This is a genomic window from Streptomyces sp. NPDC015032 (assembly GCF_043080425.1).
Classification (GTDB): Bacteria; Actinomycetota; Actinomycetes; order Streptomycetales; family Streptomycetaceae; genus Streptomyces.
In genome coordinates this window covers 98,470-116,018 of the sequence record NZ_JBIBVN010000001.1, presented here as the reverse complement: position 1 = coordinate 116,018, position 17,549 = coordinate 98,470, and the positions used below count along the sequence as shown (strand labels likewise).

At 68.8% G+C, this 17,549-nt stretch carries 13 protein-coding genes; 11 read left to right on the top strand and 2 right to left on the bottom strand.

Going from position 1 to position 17,549, the window contains the following annotated elements; translation table 11 throughout:
* Nucleotides 1–96: 96 nt before the first annotated feature.
* The 8 genes from obgE (at nt 97) to ACF08M_RS00480 (ending at nt 10,968) form a co-directional block, all read left to right on the top strand.
* Nucleotides 97–1,533, top strand: a complete 1,437-nt coding sequence (obgE, locus tag ACF08M_RS00515; RefSeq protein ID WP_392183035.1) for a GTPase ObgE — start codon at nt 97–99, stop codon at nt 1,531–1,533.
* 332 nt (nt 1,534–1,865) lie between these two features.
* On the top strand, nt 1,866–3,365 hold the full coding sequence (locus tag ACF08M_RS00510) for a D-ribitol-5-phosphate cytidylyltransferase (RefSeq protein WP_392183034.1): 1,500 nt from the start codon (nt 1,866–1,868) through the stop codon (nt 3,363–3,365).
* A 153-nt stretch (nt 3,366–3,518) separates the two neighbouring features.
* A complete protein-coding gene (locus tag ACF08M_RS00505) occupies nt 3,519–5,543 on the top strand; it encodes a hypothetical protein (RefSeq protein WP_392183033.1) in 2,025 nt (674 codons plus the stop codon).
* 141 nt (nt 5,544–5,684) lie between these two features.
* Entirely contained in the window at nt 5,685–6,911 is a 1,227-nt protein-coding gene (locus ACF08M_RS00500) for a glycosyltransferase family 2 protein (RefSeq protein ID WP_392183032.1), read from the top strand.
* A gap of 170 nt (nt 6,912–7,081) precedes the next feature.
* The gene (locus ACF08M_RS00495) at nt 7,082–8,152 is read left to right on the top strand and encodes a glucose-1-phosphate thymidylyltransferase (RefSeq protein WP_392183031.1); all 1,071 of its coding nucleotides are present in this window, start codon (nt 7,082–7,084) and stop codon (nt 8,150–8,152) included.
* On the top strand, nt 8,149–9,135 hold the full coding sequence (rfbB, locus tag ACF08M_RS00490) for a dTDP-glucose 4,6-dehydratase (protein ID WP_392183030.1): 987 nt from the start codon (nt 8,149–8,151) through the stop codon (nt 9,133–9,135). Before ACF08M_RS00495 ends, rfbB begins: the two co-directional genes overlap by 4 nt.
* A complete protein-coding gene (gene rfbD / locus ACF08M_RS00485) occupies nt 9,132–10,016 on the top strand; it encodes a dTDP-4-dehydrorhamnose reductase (protein ID WP_392183029.1) in 885 nt (294 codons plus the stop codon). Before rfbB ends, rfbD begins: the two co-directional genes overlap by 4 nt.
* Before the next feature lie 157 nt (nt 10,017–10,173).
* Entirely contained in the window at nt 10,174–10,968 is a 795-nt protein-coding gene (locus tag ACF08M_RS00480; RefSeq protein ID WP_392183432.1) for a class I SAM-dependent methyltransferase, read from the top strand.
* Between the two features lie 114 nt (nt 10,969–11,082).
* On the opposite strand, the gene rfbC is transcribed toward ACF08M_RS00480, so the two are convergent.
* Nucleotides 11,083–11,682 (bottom strand): dTDP-4-dehydrorhamnose 3,5-epimerase, encoded by a 600-nt coding sequence (rfbC, locus tag ACF08M_RS00475; protein WP_392183028.1) that lies wholly within the window; start codon nt 11,680–11,682, stop codon nt 11,083–11,085.
* A gap of 104 nt (nt 11,683–11,786) precedes the next feature.
* Nucleotides 11,787–13,826 (bottom strand): glycosyltransferase family 2 protein, encoded by a 2,040-nt coding sequence (locus tag ACF08M_RS00470; RefSeq protein ID WP_392183027.1) that lies wholly within the window; start codon nt 13,824–13,826, stop codon nt 11,787–11,789.
* A 410-nt stretch (nt 13,827–14,236) separates the two neighbouring features.
* Between ACF08M_RS00470 and proB the strand changes: the two genes are divergently transcribed.
* From proB to ACF08M_RS00455, 3 genes are all read left to right on the top strand, one after another.
* Nucleotides 14,237–15,370, top strand: coding sequence for a glutamate 5-kinase (proB, locus tag ACF08M_RS00465; RefSeq protein ID WP_392183026.1), 1,134 nt, complete (start codon nt 14,237–14,239; stop codon nt 15,368–15,370).
* 144 nt (nt 15,371–15,514) lie between these two features.
* A complete protein-coding gene (locus ACF08M_RS00460) occupies nt 15,515–16,015 on the top strand; it encodes a hypothetical protein (RefSeq protein WP_392183025.1) in 501 nt (166 codons plus the stop codon).
* Nucleotides 16,016–16,208: 193 nt separating this feature from the next.
* A complete protein-coding gene (locus tag ACF08M_RS00455; protein WP_392183024.1) occupies nt 16,209–17,492 on the top strand; it encodes a glutamate-5-semialdehyde dehydrogenase in 1,284 nt (427 codons plus the stop codon).
* Nucleotides 17,493–17,549: the final 57 nt, after the last annotated feature.

Here is a 17,549-nt window from a genome sequence, read left to right as displayed (position 1 = left end):
GCCTTTCGCGTGTTTCTCCCATGAGAGACGGCTTTCTCCTGGGGGAGACGGCACGAGTGAGACATTTCTGTACGTATGTAACTGGAGGTTCCAACCATGACCACCTTCGTGGACCGCGTCGAGCTGCATGCCGCCGCGGGTAACGGGGGCCACGGCTGTGCCTCCGTACACCGTGAGAAGTTCAAGCCGCTCGGCGGTCCGGACGGCGGCAACGGCGGCCGTGGGGGCGATGTGACCCTGGTCGTCGACCAGGCGATCACCACGCTCCTCGACTACCACCACCACCCCCACCGCAAGGCCACCAACGGCCAGCCCGGCGCGGGTGACCACCGGGCCGGCAAGGACGGCCAGGACCTGGTCCTGCCCGTGCCCGACGGCACGGTCGTGCTCGACAGGAACGGCAACGTGCTCGCCGACCTGATCGGCCAGGGCACCACGTTCGTCGCCGGACAGGGCGGCCGCGGCGGCCTCGGCAACGCCGCACTGGCCTCCGCCCGCCGCAAGGCCCCCGGCTTCGCGCTGCTCGGCGAGCCCGGCGAGGCCCGGGACATCGTCCTGGAGCTCAAGACCGTCGCGGACGTCGCGCTGGTGGGCTACCCGAGCGCCGGCAAGTCCTCGCTGATCTCCGTCCTGTCGGCGGCCAAGCCGAAGATCGCCGACTACCCGTTCACGACCCTCGTCCCGAACCTCGGCGTGGTCACCGCGGGCAGCACCGTCTACACCATCGCCGACGTCCCCGGTCTGATCCCGGGCGCCAGCCAGGGCCGGGGCCTCGGTCTGGAGTTCCTGCGGCACGTGGAGCGCTGCTCGGTGCTCGTGCACGTACTGGACACCGCGACGCTGGAATCCGACCGCGACCCGGTCTCCGACCTCGATGTGATCGAGGAGGAGCTGAAGCAGTACGGCGGCCTGGAGGACCGGCCCCGCATCGTCGTCCTCAACAAGATCGACATCCCGGACGGCCAGGACCTCGCCGACATGATCCGCCCGGACCTGGAAGCGCGCGGCTACCGCGTCTTCGAGGTGTCCGCCGTCGCTCGTACCGGCCTGAAGGAGCTCTCCTTCGCGCTCGCGGGCGTCATCGCCGAGGCGCGCGCGGCCAAGCCCGTGGAGGTGGCGACCCGTATCGTCATCCGCCCGAAGGCCGTCGACGACGCGGGCTTCACCGTCACCAAGGAGGAGGACGGCCTCTACCGGGTGCGCGGCGAGAAGCCGGAGCGCTGGGTCCGGCAGACCGACTTCAACAACGACGAGGCCGTCGGCTACCTGGCCGACCGGCTCAACCGGCTCGGGGTCGAGGACGAGCTGATGAAGGCCGGTGCACGCGCGGGCGACGGCGTGGCGATCGGCGCCGAGGACAACGCGGTCGTCTTCGACTGGGAGCCGACCCTGGCGACGGGCGCGGAGATGCTCGGCCGGCGTGGCGAGGACCACCGTCTCGAAGCGCAGCGCCCGGCGGCGCAGCGCCGGCGCGACCGGGAGGCGGAACGCGACGAGGCGCAGCGCGAGTTCGACGACTTCAACCCGTTCTAGCCTCCGCGACGGGGCAAAGCCTGCCGGCAGGGGCCGGACCCGTCCGCCGCCGATGCCGACGGACGGGTCCGGCCCCTGCCCCGGTCCGGTGACCGCCCATCGCCTCCGCGTCACCATGGGCGGAGCCGAAACCCGCTCAAGGGTGATTCATGCTGCTCAACCCTGTGGTGTCGGTCACCCGGCCCGGAGGCGTCAATTCCGGCATCCGCCCTGATCGCAAGGGCAACACAAGGTTTCCGCACGGCGTGCGGCGGCCGACGTCCACCTTGCGAGACGGTAACGGAGAGTGCAACCATCGCTCTATCTCCCAGCCCTCGCAAGGTAGGTCGTCTGTGTCAGCTCAGCACATAGCCAAAGCCCGAACCACAGCAGTCGTGCTCGCCGGCGGCACCGGCCAGCGCGTGGGACTCTCCATCCCCAAGCAACTGCTGAAGATCGCAGGCAAGGCTGTCATCGAGCACACGCTGTCGATCTTCCAGCAGGCCGACTCCATCGACGACATCATCGTGCTGATGGCTCCGGGCTATGTGCCCGACGTGGAGAAGATCGTCGCCAAGGCGGGGCTCACCAAGGTCACCGCAGTGATCGAGGGCGGCGCCACCCGCAACGAGACCACCGAGCGCGCCATCGCGGCCCTCGGCGAGGGCCTGGCCGAGGGCGAGGACCGCAACGTCCTCTTCCACGACGCCGTGCGCCCCCTGCTCTCGCAGCGTGTCATCCAGGACTGCGTCGACGCCCTGGACCGCTACCAGGCGGTCGACGTCGCCATCCCGTCGGCGGACACGATCATCGTGACCCGTACCCACGGCGGCGACGGCGAGTTCATCACCGACGTCCCCGACCGCTCCCGGCTGCGCCGCGGCCAGACCCCGCAGGCCTTCAAGCTGTCCACGATCCGCCGGGCGTACGAGGTCGCAGCGGGCGATCCGAACTTCCAGGCCACCGACGACTGCTCGGTCGTCCTGAAGTACCTCCCCGACGTGCCGATCTACGTCGTCGCGGGCGACGAGTACAACATGAAGGTCACGCAGCCGGTCGACGTCTTCATCGCCGACAAGCTCTTCCAACTGGCCTCCACGGCGGTCCCGCAGCCGACCGACGCCGCCGCCTACCGCGAACTGCTCGCCGGCAAGACCCTCGTCGTCTTCGGCGGCTCCTACGGCATCGGCGCGGACATCGCGACGCTCGCCGAGTCCTACGGCGCCACCGTCTACGCCCTGGGCCGCTCCACCACCGGTACGCACGTGGAGAACCCGGAGCACGTCGACGACGCGCTCTCCAAGGCGTACGCGGACACCGGCCGCATCGACTACGTGATCAACACCGCGGGCGTGCTCCGCATCGGCAAGCTGGCCGAGACGGACAACACGACCATCCAGGAAGCGCTGAACGTCAACTACCTGGCGCCGGTGCAGATCGCCCGCGCCTCGCACAAGTACCTCGCCGAGACCAAGGGCCAGCTGCTGCTCTACACCTCCAGCAGCTACACCCGGGGCCGTGCGGAGTACAGCCTCTACTCGTCGACCAAGGCCGCCATGGTCAACCTCACCCAGGCGCTCTCGGACGAATGGGCGGGCGACGGGGTACGGGTCAACTGCGTGAACCCGGAACGCACCGCCACCCCGATGCGCACCAAGGCGTTCGGTGACGAGCCCGCGGGTACGCTGCTCTCCTCCGAAGCGGTCGCCCGGACCTCCCTCGACGTCCTGCTCTCCGAGATGACCGGCCATGTCATCGACGTACGTCAGCAGGACCCGACGCGCGGTGCCTCGGAGGCATCGGGATTCGAGCAGGCGCTGGCCGCTGTCCTGGATCGACAGGCCGATGTGTAATACTGCTTGACAATCGACTATTCGGACCCCTGCAGACGCCGCGAGCGAACTGCAGGGGTCCGAATTCGTGAAGCTCCGGCTTCACATTTCCCTCGCAAGGTAATCAGTCGGCATTCTCGGGAGCGGTACTTCGTGATTTCGAAAGCCATTCGCATGGCTCGTGTGGGCAGTGGTTCGGAGCTGGCCGCCGCTCTCCTCATGGCTCTGGGGTTCCCATGCGTCATGGTCGCGGCGATAATCCCCAATCTCTGGTTCTTCGCCGCCGCCGCCGCGGTGACATACGTGGCCGACCAGTATCTGCATCGCTGCGGCAGCTACCTCATCAACCGGCTCGCCGCGGTCCGCGCAGGGCTCTCGATCCGCTTCCTGGTCCGCCAGCTGTTGTTGATCCTGCTCGTCTCCCGCCTGGGGTACGGGGAACAGACGCTGTTCTACGTGACGGTCGCCTGTCTGCTGGGCTTCTACGCCCTCCAGGTACTGCAGAGTGCCACGGCCACCCTCATCAGGCTCCGGCGCAGGCTCCCGGTGATCACGCGCAACGTCGACCTGGAGCAGGTAAGGATTCCCGACGCCCCCTCGCCGCTGCTGCTGAACCGCTCCGCGGAGAAGATGCTCCACCTGGATGTCTTCGCGATGGTGGGTGTGCTGGTCGCCATAGAGACCGAGGTGAACCGCTTCGCCTACGTCGGCCTCGCCATCACGCTGGTTCTCGGGCTCTGCTACCTGGTGGTGCTCCTCCCGTACCTTCGTCCGGGCCGGCAGGTGGGGCCCGATTCCAAGGTGCTGGGCGCCGTGGGCACCTGGCTGCGCGAGTACAAGCCGACCGTGGTCCTCTACTTCTCCGGCTCCAAGGATTCGGCCTACCAGGTCAACATGTGGCTGGAGACCATGGCGCAGCTCGACGAGCGCCCGCTGATCCTGCTGCGTGAGCGCACGATACTGCCTCAGCTGAACACGACCGCGGTGCCGGTGATCTGTGTGCCGGGCGGCGTGCACCTGATGAACCTGAACCTCTCGTCGGTGCGGGTCGCGCTGTACGCGGCCAATGTCGGCAAGAACATCCACCTGCTCAGGGTGCCGACGATGAAGCACGTCTTCATCGGGCACGGCGACAGCGACAAGCTCGCCAGCGTCAACCCGTACAGCAAGGCCTACGACGAGGTGTGGACCGCCGGCCGGGCCGGCCGGGACCGTTACGCGCTGGCCGACGTCGGTGTGCGGGACGAGGACATCGTCGAGGTGGGCCGCCCGCAGCTGGCCACCATCCAGCCGTGGTCCGGCGCGCCGAAGAACCCGATCCCGACCGTGCTCTACGCCCCCACCTGGGAAGGCTGGGACGACAACCCGGGCAACACCTCGCTGCTGCTGGCCGGCGAGAACATCGTGAGGCGGCTGCTGAACTCGGAGAAGCCGGTCCGGCTGGTCTACAAGCCGCACCCCTTCACCGGAACCCGCAGCGCCCGGGCCAAGGCCGTGCACCAGCGGATCACCGCGATGATCGAGAAGGCCGTCGTCGAGCGCGCCGCCGATCCCCGCTGGGCGAAGGAGTCGGCGGAGCTCCAGCAGGTGCGGGCCGCGGCCCGGGCCGAACTGGCCCGTGTCGAGGCGCGGCTCGCGGTGCTGTCGAGCGGCGGCCACGTCGCCGGGGACGAGGCCGAGATGTCCCGCGACTCACTGGCCGACCCGGCGCGCGAGGCCGAGATCGCGCGGCTCAAGGACGAGTGGAACGCAGCTTCCTGGCGTGCGCTCGGCTGGTGGGAGCACAAGGTCATCACGGGCGCCCGGATGCGGCTGTACGACTGCTTCAACGAGTCGGACGCCATGGTCTCGGACATCTCCAGCGTGGTGTCGGACTTCATCGCGAGCGGCAAGCCGTACGCGGTCACCGACTCGGCGGAGCTGGGCGAGGACGAATTCCGGCGGCAGAACACCGCGGTCCGTGCCGCGGTCATCCTGTCCAATGCCGCGACCGAGCTGGACGCCCTGCTCAAGGCGGTGGTGGACCCCGCGGCGGACACCATGGCGGCCGACCGGCGTGAGCTGAAGGAGTATCTCCTCGGCCCGGACGAGCCCACCTCGATCGTGCAGTTCGACAGGGCCGTGAAGGCACTCGCGGCCAAGTCCGAGGCCCGGAACGAGGGCCTGGCGAGAAACCTCGCCGAACGCGTGAGCGGGTGACCGCCCACCTGGTCCGTTAACACGAGCCTCCAGGCCCGGCATAGCCCTGAAAGGGTTGTGCCGGGCCTTTGTGATGAGGCTCACTCTTTCGGTGTGCAGTATTGGGCAACCAACGCTCCGGGGTGACTGTCTTCTGTTGGTGTGAACGAGAAGCCAACTCCTGACGTAACCGTGATCGTCGGCGCATACGAGGCGATGCCGTACCTCATACGCTGTCTCGAATCGGTGGAGACGCAGACCATCGGAGCCGACCGGATCGAGATCGTGGCGGTCGATGACGGTTCGACCGATGGAACCGGCGAGTACCTGGAGGAGTTCGCGGCCCGGTCCGCGGTTCCGACCAGAGTGGTCAGGCAGGCGAATTCAGGAGGCCCCAGCGGGCCGCGGAACGTCGGTCTCGGCCTGGCCCGGGGTCGCTATGTCTTCTTCCTCGACGCGGACGACTACTTCGGGGACGAGGCCCTGGAGCGGATGGTCGAGATGGCGGACCGGGCACGCACCGACGTGGTGCTCGGCAAAGTGGTCGGGGTCAACCGCGGGGCGCCCCAGTCGATGTGGACGGCCACCAAGGACCGTGTCAATGTATACAACTCCAAGGTCATTTACACACTGAGTGCGCAGAAACTCTTCCGACGTGAACTGCTGGAGCGGCTCGGTCTGAGATTCGACGAGGAACTCAAGACCGGTGAGGACGCGCTCTTCACCATGGAGGTATATCTGCGCGGCGCCGGGATCTCCGTCATATCCAATTACACCTGCTATCACCTGGTCGGACGGGACGACGGAAAGCACGTCACCAAGAGCGGCACCTATATGTGGCGCTTCGATTCCATGCGGGCGATGATGGCGCTCATACACCGGCTCGAACCCGCCGGACCGAAGCGCGACTTTCTGATGGTCCGCCCCTTCACGGTCGGGATGCTGCAGCAGTTCGGACCCGTATTCCTCCGGGACTCGGAAGAGGTCCGGCGCCACAAGATGGAACTCGCGGCGCCTCTCATGGAGACGTACTGGAGCGACGGCGTGGCGCGTCTGATCAAGGTCGCCGAGAGGCTGCGGCTGGCCGCTGTCGCGCGTGACCGGTCCGACGTCCTGGCGGACCAGCTGACGTATGTGCGGGCAAAGTCCGTTCCGGATGTGGTCCGTTCACGGAAGGGTGACAAGCTCTTCCTCGCGTACCCGCACTTCCGGGACCGTTCGAGTGGTCTCTCGGACTCCGATTTCGAGGTCACCGTGCCCGACTGGCACGACGGCAAGCGCATCGAGAAGCCCAAGGCCGTGGCCCGCAGAATGTCACTGTCGCGGCGCGTCGCCCGGCGCATGCGGCGCGACGTACGGCGCTGGAAGTCGCGGCTCAGCGCGAAGTGAGCGGGCCCGCCCGCCCCGGATCCGGAAGTGTGTCCATATTTCGTTCACAGAGTTGACGCAATTTCGTTCACGGAGTTGACGCACGAAGAATCGCGCAGCAATCCTCAGTAAAGTCGCCCAGCAGGTCGCAGCTGCGACAGGACCGATATCTCAGACTGAGGACTGGTCACGTGAAGGCTCTCGTACTGTCCGGAGGGGCCGGCACCCGCCTGCGTCCCATCACTCATACTTCGGCCAAGCAACTGGTGCCCGTGGCGAACAAGCCCGTGCTGTTCTACGGGCTGGAAGCCATCGCGGAAGCCGGCATCACCGAGGTCGGCATCATCGTGGGCGACACCGCCCAGGAGATCCGCGAGGCTGTCGGCGACGGTTCCCGGCTGGGCATCCAGGTCACGTACATTCCGCAGGACGAGCCGCTCGGCCTTGCCCACGCGGTGCTGATCGCCCGTGACTTCCTGGGGGACGACGACTTCGTCATGTACCTCGGTGACAACTTCATCGTCGGCGGGATCACCGCTCTGGTGGAGGAGTTCCGCACCGACCGGCCCGATGCGCAGATCCTGCTGACCCAGGTGCCCGATCCCACCTCCTTCGGCGTCGCGGAACTCGACGCCGAAGGCCGGGTGGCGGCGCTGGAGGAGAAGCCGAAGAAGCCCAAGAGCGATCTGGCGCTCGTCGGCGTCTACCTCTTCACCCCCGCGATCCACGAGGCCGTTCGCTCGATCGAGCCCTCCTGGCGCGGTGAGCTGGAGATCACCCACGCCATCCAGTGGCTGATCGACCAGAGGCGTGACGTCCGCTCCACCACGATCCGCGGGTACTGGAAGGACACCGGCAACGTCACCGACATGCTGGAGGTCAACCGGACCGTGCTGGAGACCATCGAGCCGTCCCAGGAGGGGGCCGAGGTCGACGAGGAGAGCGAGATCATCGGCCGGGTGCGGATCGAGGCGGGCGCCAAGGTCAGCGGCAGTCGCATCGTCGGGCCCGCGATCATCGGCGCCCGGTCGTTGATCAGCGGCGCGTACGTCGGCCCGTTCACCTCGGTCTCGGAGGACTGCCGGATCGAGGACAGCGAGATCGAGTACTCCATCGTCCTGCGGGGTGCCTCCGTCGCCGGTGTCCGCCGCGTGGAGGCGTCGCTCATCGGCCGCGATGTCGAAGTGACGCCCGCGCCCCGTTCCCCGTCCGCCCACCGACTCGTGCTCGGCGACCACAGCAAGGTGCAGATCTCCTCATGACCACCAACATTCTGGTGACCGGCGGCGCCGGTTTCATCGGCTCGCACTACGTCCGTACGGTGCTCGGCCCCGAGGGTCCCGGTGACATCGCCGTCACCGTGCTCGACAAGCTCACCTACGCGGGCAACCCGGCCAACCTCGACGAGGTGCGCGACCACCCCGGCTTCGGGTTCGTGCGGGGCGACATCTGCGACACCGAGCTGGTCTCCGAGCTGATGGCCGAGCACGACCAGGTGGTGCACTTCGCCGCCGAGTCCCATGTGGACCGCTCCATCGACGGCGGCGCCGAATTCGTCCGTACGAACGTCGTGGGCACCCACACCCTGATCCACGCCGCGCATCTGGCCGGCGTCAAGACCTTCGTGCACATCTCCACCGACGAGGTCTACGGCTCCATCGACGAGGGCTCCTGGCCCGAGACCGATCCGCTCGCGCCCAACTCGCCGTACTCGGCGGCCAAGGCGTCCAGCGACCTGATCGCGCTCTCGTACCACCGCACCCACGGCCTCGACGTGCGGGTGACCCGCTGCTCCAACAACTACGGGCATCACCACTTCCCCGAGAAGGTCATCCCGCTGTTCGTCACCAACCTGCTGGACGGAAAGACGGTTCCGCTGTACGGCGACGGCGCCAACGTCCGCGACTGGCTCCACATCGACGACCATGTCCAGGGCATCGAACTGGTCCGTACGAAGGGCCGGGCCGGCGAGGTCTACAACATCGGCGGCGGCACCGAGCTCTCCAACAAGGAGCTCACCGGTCTGCTGCTGGACGCCTGCGGGGCCGACTGGGACACCCGCGTCACCCATGTCGAGGACCGAAAGGGCCACGACCGCCGCTACTCGGTGGACTGCACCAAGATCCGCGAGGAGCTCGGCTACGAGCCCCGCAAGGACTTCCGCACCGGCCTCGCCGAGACCGTGCAGTGGTACCGCGACAACCGCGCCTGGTGGGAGCCGCTGAAGGACCGGGCCGCGCTGTGAGCGCCGTCTGGCTGGTCACCGGGGCCGCCGGGATGCTGGGCCGGGACGTCCTGGCCCGGCTCGCCGGTGAGGACGTCACGGCGGTCGCCGCGGACCGTGCGGCCATCGACGTCGCGGACCCCGGATCGGTGCGCGCGGGCTTCGACGAGCACCGCCCCGCCGTCGTGGTGAACTGCGCCGCCTGGACCGCCGTCGACGACGCCGAGTCCCAGGAGGACGCCGCGCTGCGGGTCAACGGCACGGGCCCGGAGGTCCTTGCCGCGGCCTGCCGCGAACAGGGCGCCGTCCTCCTCCAGGTCTCCACCGACTACGTCTTCGCCGGGGACGGCGAGAAGCCGTACGCCGAGGACGGCCCCACCGGGCCGCACAGCGCCTACGGCCGCACCAAACTGGCCGGCGAACGCGCCGTGCTGGACACCCTGCCGGACACCGGGTACGTGGTGCGTACGGCCTGGCTGTACGGCGCGGGCGGCGGGAACTTCGTCCGTACGATGATCAAGCTGGAGGGTGTCAAGGACACCCTCGACGTGGTGGACGACCAGCGCGGACAGCCCACCTGGACCGTCGATCTGGCGGACCGGCTGGTCCGGCTGGGACAGGCCGCCCGCGCGGGCACCGCTCCCGCGGGCGTCTACCACGGCACCAGCGGCGGCGAGACGACCTGGTTCGGCTTCACGCAGGAGATCTTCCGGCTGCTCGGCGCCGACCCGGCACGCGTCCGCCCCACGACCAGCGAGGCCTTCGTGCGGCCGGCTCCCCGGCCCGCATTCGGCGTGCTGGGGCACGACCGCTGGGCGGCGGCCGGTATCGAACCGATCCGGAACTGGCGGACGGCGCTGGAAGAGGCATTTCCGGTGCTTCTCGCAACAGAGCGTTCATGATCGTCGAATGATCGTAGCGGTGATCGAATCCCATCGAATTTCAAAGATCTGAACACCGAAGGTTTACCTGGCGGAAGAACGCTTACACCACCGCGCGTTCATGAGGTAACTTCGCCGAGGACCCGACCAGTTGGTTTCCTTCGAAGGGCTGCTCCGCGTGAACCGCCATGGCTTTCTGCGCAATTTGCACCGTGTCTACCGTCCTCGGAACTATTTGGAGATCGGGGTCAACGACGGCAGAAGTCTGGCTCTCTCGCGAGTGCCGTCCGTCGCCGTCGACCCCGCATTCCGCGTGGTGACGGACATCAGCTGCGACGTCCACCTGGTCAAGGCGACGAGCGACGACTTCTTCGCCCGCAAGGACCCGCTCCTGCACCTGCGCAACGGCCGCAACCCGTTCCGCGCCCTGGCCCGCCGCGATCCGCTCAATGTGATGGGCGGGGACCCGAAGTTGGAGCTCGCCTTCATCGACGGCATGCACCTCTTCGAATACGCGCTGCGCGACTTCATGAACGTCGAGAAGCACACCCGCTGGTCGAGCGTGATCGTGCTGGACGACATGCTGCCGCGCGATGTCGACGAGGCGGCCCGCGACCGGCACACCAAGTTCTGGACCGGTGATGTGTACAAGGTGGTGCAGGTGCTGCGCCGCTTCCGGCCCGACCTGGTGGTCGTCGAGGTGGACACGGCACCGACCGGTGTGGTCGCGGTGTTCGGCGCCAACCCGGAGAGCAACATCCTGAAGAACGCGTACGACAAGATCATCGAGGAGTACGTCGTACCCGATCCGCAGGACGTGCCCGAAGAGGTGCTGGTGCGGAAGAACGCCGTCCAGCCCGAGGCGCTGCTCGGCGCCGACTTCTGGCCGGCCCTCTCCCGCGCCCGCAACCTGCGCCGCCCGCGCTCGGCGTTCGCCCCCTTGCGCAAGCGCATCGAGGCCGTGACCGGCTGAGGTCACCCGACGGGCTCTGACCTGTCGGGCACCGGGCCGACCGGTCCGGGACCCGTACGAAGCCCCCGTGATCCGTACGGACCACGGGGGCTTCGGCGTTCCCGCCCGGGGAGTTCAGCCGCGGGTGCGCAACTGGGCGTAGTACGCCTGGCAGGCCTCGTGCGACGGCAGCAGGCCCTGCTCCTCGGCCTCGGCCAGCGAGGGGGCCGCGGCGTCCTTGTCGGACAGCAGCGGGATGATCTCCGCCGGCCACTCGATGCCCAGCTCGGGATCGAGCGGGTTGATTCCGTGCTCGCGGCCGGGCGCGTAGCCCTCGGAGCACAGATAGACGACCGATGTGTCGTCCGTCAGGGCCATGAACGCGTGGCCGAGACCTTCGGCGAGATAGACGGCGTGATGGTTCGCGTTGTCGAGGCGGACGGCCTCCCACCGCTTGTACGTGGGAGAGCCGACCCGGATGTCCACGATGACGTCGAGCACGGCGCCGCGTACGCACGTGACGTACTTGGCCTGACTCGGCGGCACGTCGGCGAAGTGGACACCGCGCAGGGTTCCCCGGCTGGAGAGGGAGAAGTTGGCCTGTGCGAGCCGCAGCGTGTGTCCGACGGCCTCGCTGAGCTCCGACGCCTTGAACCACTCGTGGAAGCTGCCGCGGCTGTCCGGGAAGACCTTGGGCTCATGCACCCAGGCGCCCGCGATGGAGAGCTGCCGCATGCGATCACGTCCTTGTTCCGGTGTGCTGGTGGTGATGTCGTTGTTGGTGCCGGGTGTTGGCGGGACCGTCTCGCCCGGGGAGACGGCTGATCCGCGGGGCCGGATCAGCCGGTGAGCCGGGCGGCGACGCGGCGTGCGCGCTTGCGGCCCTGCGGGGGGAGCCTGCGCACGAGGGGGCCGCCGACGGTGCGCAGCGCCCGGTGCAGGGCCGCCTTCCGGCGCTGCGCGACCAGGCCGACCATGATCGTGTCCGCGGCCGCGGGCAGCTCCGGATCCAGCTGGATCCGGCCGCCCCCGCCGATGGTGACGTCGCAGAGGCTCAGTGCGGGGCCCTTCTCCCCGTCCAGCCGGACGGAGAGCTTCCAGGCACCCGCCGCGACGCCGGGGGCGCGGCGGGGCACGATGAGATGGGCCCGGCCCTCCGCCGGGTGCAGCTTGGTACGCAGCGTGTGCACGGCCGAGTCCGCTCCGTCGGCCGGGCTCAGGACCAGTTGGGCGTCGGACACGACGGTGGTGGTGGCCGTGAAGAGCTCCAGCCGGAGTTCGGGCCGACGGCCCGGGGTCCGCAGCACCGGACGGCCGTCCAGATAGGTGGCGAGCTTCTTGCCACGGCGGCCCACATCGAGCGTGAGGTTGCCGTACGGATCGGTGAAGTACGGGATGACGGCACGGGCCGGCGACCCGAGTGACGCGGGCAGGCAGGCGGCGTCCACCCCCGGGGCGCGGTCGGCGCCCAGCCGTGCCTTGCGGACCAGTCCCAGGCCGCGCAGCGGCACCCAGACGTCCCAGAAGCCGCGGGAGACCCGGCCGCGGCCCTTGACCGCCTCCGAGGTCACATACCCACTGCCGCGCAGCACGATCTCGCAGGCCCCGTCGCCGAGTTCATCGGTCTGCATGGTGAACGTCGCGGGGCAGGGCCACTCGACGGCCGTCTCGCGATTGCGCAGCGACAGTTCGGCGGAGAATCCGCCGAAGTCATCGGTGACATCGAGGAGTTCGTCCTCCGCCGGCAGCCCGCCGCCGGTGTCCGGGTGCAGGAAGTACCGGCCGTCCCGGCGCAGCAGTTTCACCGGCTCCCCGTCGTCGCCGTGGACCAGCCGGGCGGTCACGGTGAGAGCGACCCGGCCGTCCGGCTGCCAGGCGAACTCCTCCAGTCGGGCCGACGCCTTGACGGACCCGGCGAACCGGGCGATCCGGAGCAGGCCCTCCCGGTCGTCCCTGCGCAGGAGCGTCGACCGGATCCGCAGCAGCGGACCGAGACCGTCGTGCACCCCGTCGCCCATGAAGTCGATGGCCAGCGGCCTGATCGCGTCGCACATCTCCTCGAAGAACTCGGGCTGGTACTTCATCACCGCGGGTTCGCTGAGCCGGCTCAGCATCTCGACGCGGTAGAAGCGGCGGAGCAGCAGATCCCGGAACGCGCCCGGTTCGGTGTTGGCCACGACGACGTCCAGGACCTCACGGAGGTTTCCGTAGTACTGGGCCGGGACGATCCTGGTGGATCCCGCGTTCTTGCCGTCGTCGCGCCGGGAGTAGAAGTAGCAGGTGTAGTTGCCGAGGACCGAGACGACCTCGGCGGGGAAGTACGCCTGCATCATGTAGAGCTGGTCCTCCAGCCGGCGCTTGCCCTCGGGGTAGGCGATGCCGTTCTCGCGGAGGAACCCCGTACGGAACATCTTGTGCGGGGTGAGACTGTCGTACAGGGGCGCGTCGCGCAGGGTGCACTTCTCGCGGTTCTTCTTGAACACGCCGTGCGGGACACCGCGGAAGTTGCTGGCCACTTTGCCGATGACGATGTCGGAACCGTTGCGGTGGCCCATCTCGTAGAGCCGGCGCAGGGCATCGGAGGCGAGATGGTCGTCCTGGTCGACGAACTGGACGTATTCGCCCTTCGCCTCGGCCACACCGATGTTGCGGGGCTTTCCGGGCCATCCGGAGTTGGGGATGGTGATCACCCGGAAATGAGGGTGTTCCACTGCCAGCTTTTCGAGCCGTTCGGGAGTGTCGTCCGTGGACCCGTCGTTCACGAAGAGAACTTCGAACTCCGCTGCGGGGAGAGTCTGCTTCAGAAGTGACTCGATGCAGGGGTCGATGTACTTGCCGGGGTTGTAAACCGGAATGACGACACTTACTTTGACTGGCATCGCTGCTGTCCCATGTCTGGTAGGTCCCTGGAGATGGCGGCGGATGCGGGGCCGACACTGCCACTGCCGAAAATGGGGGGAGGGGCCGCCGTCACGCACCCTATCTGTTGTTGGATGAGTGAGACGTTCCGATGGTTGCACCGGCCGGAGGGTATGAGTTTTCTTCCCTGTTTCGCCCGATGCCGATGAGTTGCGCCGAGAAATTGATCATTTGATAGGCGTAATGAATGTGGGCGCCGACGCGGCTGTCGGCCTCATCGACGGGAGAGGCCGGTCGGGGACTCGTCGGCGCGGACGCCGGGTGCGGACGGGCCGTGCAGCCGCCCACGCGTCCACGGGACGGAACACGTGGGCGCCCGCCCCGCCGCTCGCGTAGATTGCAAGGACCGGGCGGAGCCGAATCATTGGGGATGGTCGTGTCAGGGGCAAGGCAGGGCGTCGCAGAGGCCCGCAGGATCGTGGTCAAGGTCGGTTCCTCCTCCCTCACCACCGCGTCCGGTGGCCTCGACGCCGATCGCGTCGACGCGCTCGTGGACGTACTCGCCAAGGTGAGGAGCGGTGGGGAGCGCGAGATCGTGCTCGTCTCCAGTGGCGCCATCGCGGCCGGGCTCGCCCCGCTCGGCCTGCACCGCCGGCCCAAGGACCTGGCCAGACAGCAGGCTGCGGCCAGTGTCGGCCAGGGACTGCTCGTGGCCCGCTACACCGCCTCCTTCGCACGGTACGGCGTACGCGTCGGCCAGGTGCTGCTCACCAGCAACGACACCAGCCGCCGCGTCCACTACCGCAACGCCTACCGCACCCTCGACCAGCTCCTGGACATGGGCGCGCTCCCGGTCGTCAACGAGAACGACACCGTCGCCACCGACGAGATCAGGTTCGGCGACAACGACCGGCTCGCCGCGCTGGTCGCCCATCTCGTCCGGGCCGATCTGCTGGTCCTTCTCTCGGACGTGGACGGGCTGTACGACGGCGACCCCAGTACCCCGGGAACGTCGCGGGTCGCCGAAGTGACCGGCCCCGAGGACCTCGTGGGCATCACCATCGGCAGCGCCGGGAAGGCCGGCGTCGGCACGGGCGGCATGGTCACCAAGGTCGAGGCCGCCCGGATCGCCACGGCCGCCGGAGTCCCCGTCGTCCTCACCTCGGCGAGCCGGGCCGCCGACGCCCTGGCCGGACGCGACACCGGTACGTACTTCCACCGCACCGGACGACGGTCGGCGGACCGGTTGCTCTGGCTCGCCCACGCCTCCACCCCGCAGGGCTCGCTGACCCTCGACGACGGGGCCGTGCGGGCGGTCGTCGAACGGCACAGCTCGCTGCTGCCCGCCGGGATCGCCGCCGTCGAGGGCGAGTTCACCGCGGGCGACCCGGTGGAACTGCGCGACCTCGAAGGCCGTTCCGTGGCCCGCGGGCTCGTCAACTTCGACGCCAGGGAGATCCCGCAGCTGCTCGGCCGCTCCACCCGCGACCTGGCGCGGGAACTCGGTCCGGCCTATGAGCGCGAGGTCGTACATAGGGACGATCTTGTCCTCCTGCACCCCTGACAGACCCCCTGAAACGGTTGAAAGTCCAGCCTCAGGGCGGAGACCTTCACGAAAACCGCCCCATCCCCGGCCTCGGACTGGTCAACTTTGTAACGGGGACACAGCGGGGTACAGCACAGCAAACGCATTCACAGGAGGCCGCCGGTGAAACGAGCGCGCCCGGGGGCGCCGCCCCGAGGAACGGGTGGCCGGGCCCTGACCAGTGTCGGAGCAGGTGCCGGCTTCGACGAGAGACGGTCCACGGACCGTGCCGACGACCGGACCACGGGGTCCGAGCCGGCGATGGTGCGGGAGGAGCGCACCCCGTCGAGACTCTGGCATGTCACGCTCAGCGTCTCGGGCGGCGCTATTCCGCTGAAGGAGGTCAGACGCGGGCTCGAACAGCTCGCGCACGACCACCCCTTCCTGCTGACCAGCCGGTACGCCGACGACCACGCGGAGATCCGCTACTGGGAGGAGGCCCGGGATCTGCACGACGCGGCGGCCGTCGCGCTGCGGCTCTGGGGCGAGCACCGCTCCACCGCCAAGCTTCCGCCCTGGGAGATCGTCGGTCTGGAGGTCATCGACCGCGAGACGTACCACCAGCGCGTCGCCGAGGGATACGGACCGCCCCCGGCCGCCCCGGTCGGCGTCCACCCGTACTGAGCACGGCGACGGCCCCGGAGCGGATCAGCAGCCCCGTGCTGCGGGAGCGGCTCCGGGGTGGTCGTCCCGTGTCCCGTGTCGCGCGAGCGGTCCCGGGGCGGTCGTCTCGCATCACGGAAACGGCTGCGGGGCAGTTGTCTCGCATCACGGGATACGTGATGGATGCCCGCAGTGTGCGCACTACTCTGCGGGCATGACCACGCTCTCGCCGTACGACAACATGTCCCCGGTCGCCCAGGCCGCCTACCGGGCACGTTCCGCCGCCGCCGACCTCGCGCCGCTGCCGCGCGCGGCGAAGGACGACGCGCTGCTGGCGATCGCGGACGCGCTGGAGGTGCGGACGAGCGAGATCGTCGCGGCCAACGCCGAGGACGTCGCCCGTGCCCGCGAGGCCGGGACCAGCGAGGCGATCGTCGACCGGCTCACCCTCACCCCGGAGCGGATCCGCGCCATCGCCGCCGATGTGCGGGACGTGGCGGCGCTGCCGGATCCGGTCGGCGAGGTCGTCCGCGGCTCGACCCTGCCCAACGGCATCGACCTGCGACAGGTCCGGGTGCCGCTCGGCGTCGTCGGAATCATCTACGAGGCCCGTCCCAATGTGACGGTCGACGCCGCGGCCCTCTGCCTGAAGTCGGGCAACGCCGTCCTGCTCCGCGGCTCGTCCTCCGCGTACGCCTCGAACGTCGCACTGGTACGGGTGCTGCGCGACGCGGTCGGAGGATCCGGTCTTCCGGCCGACGCAGTGCAGCTGGTACCGGGCGAGAGCCGCGACTCGGTACGGGAACTGATGCGGGCCCGCGGCCTCGTCGATGTCCTCATTCCGCGCGGCGGGGCCTCGCTGATCCGCACGGTGGTCGAGGAATCCACCGTCCCGGTCATCGAGACCGGCACCGGCAACTGCCATGTGTACGTGGACGCGCAGACCGACCTGGACATGGCCGTCGACATCCTGATCAACTCCAAGGCGCAGCGCCCGAGCGTCTGCAACGCCGCCGAGACGCTCCTGGTCCACAAGGACGTCGCCGCGGACTTCCTGCCGCGCGCCCTGGCGGCGCTGGCCGGCGCCGGAGTGACCGTGCACGGCGACGAGCGGGTCCTCGAATACGCCGAGGGGTCCAAGGCCACCGTGGTGGCGGCGACGCCCGAGGACTGGGAGACCGAGTACCTCTCGTACGACATCGCCGCGGCCGTCGTGGAGTCGCTGGACGCGGCCGTTGCGCACATCCGGCTCTGGTCCTCCGGCCACACCGAGGCGATCGTGACCACCTCCCAGGCCGCGGCCCGTCGCTTCACCCAATTGGTGGACTCCACGACGGTGGCCGTGAACGCGTCCACACGCTTCACCGACGGCGGCCAGTTCGGCTTCGGCGCCGAGATCGGCATCTCCACGCAGAAGCTGCACGCCAGGGGGCCGATGGGGCTGCCGGAGCTGACCTCGACGAAGTACATCGTCACGGGCGACGGCCACGTGAGGTGACCGTCCGAGGCCGGTGAATGTTGCGGGCTCCCTGCCCAGAACGACCCGGCGGGGCTA

What these genes read in the sequence shown, in the direction of transcription:
- obgE (WP_392183035.1), top strand. Translation starts at nt 97, where the DNA reads ATGACCACCTTCGTGGACCGCGTCGAGCTGCATGCCGCCGCGGGTAAC.
- ACF08M_RS00505 (WP_392183033.1), top strand. Translation starts at nt 3,519, where the DNA reads ATGGCTCGTGTGGGCAGTGGTTCGGAGCTGGCCGCCGCTCTCCTCATG.
- rfbB (WP_392183030.1), top strand. Translation starts at nt 8,149, where the DNA reads ATGACCACCAACATTCTGGTGACCGGCGGCGCCGGTTTCATCGGCTCG.
- rfbC (WP_392183028.1), bottom strand. Translation starts at nt 11,682, where the DNA reads ATGCGGCAGCTCTCCATCGCGGGCGCCTGGGTGCATGAGCCCAAGGTC.
- ACF08M_RS00470 (WP_392183027.1), bottom strand. Translation starts at nt 13,826, where the DNA reads ATGCCAGTCAAAGTAAGTGTCGTCATTCCGGTTTACAACCCCGGCAAG.
- proB (WP_392183026.1), top strand. Translation starts at nt 14,237, where the DNA reads ATGGTCGTGTCAGGGGCAAGGCAGGGCGTCGCAGAGGCCCGCAGGATC.
- ACF08M_RS00455 (WP_392183024.1), top strand. Translation starts at nt 16,209, where the DNA reads ATGACCACGCTCTCGCCGTACGACAACATGTCCCCGGTCGCCCAGGCC.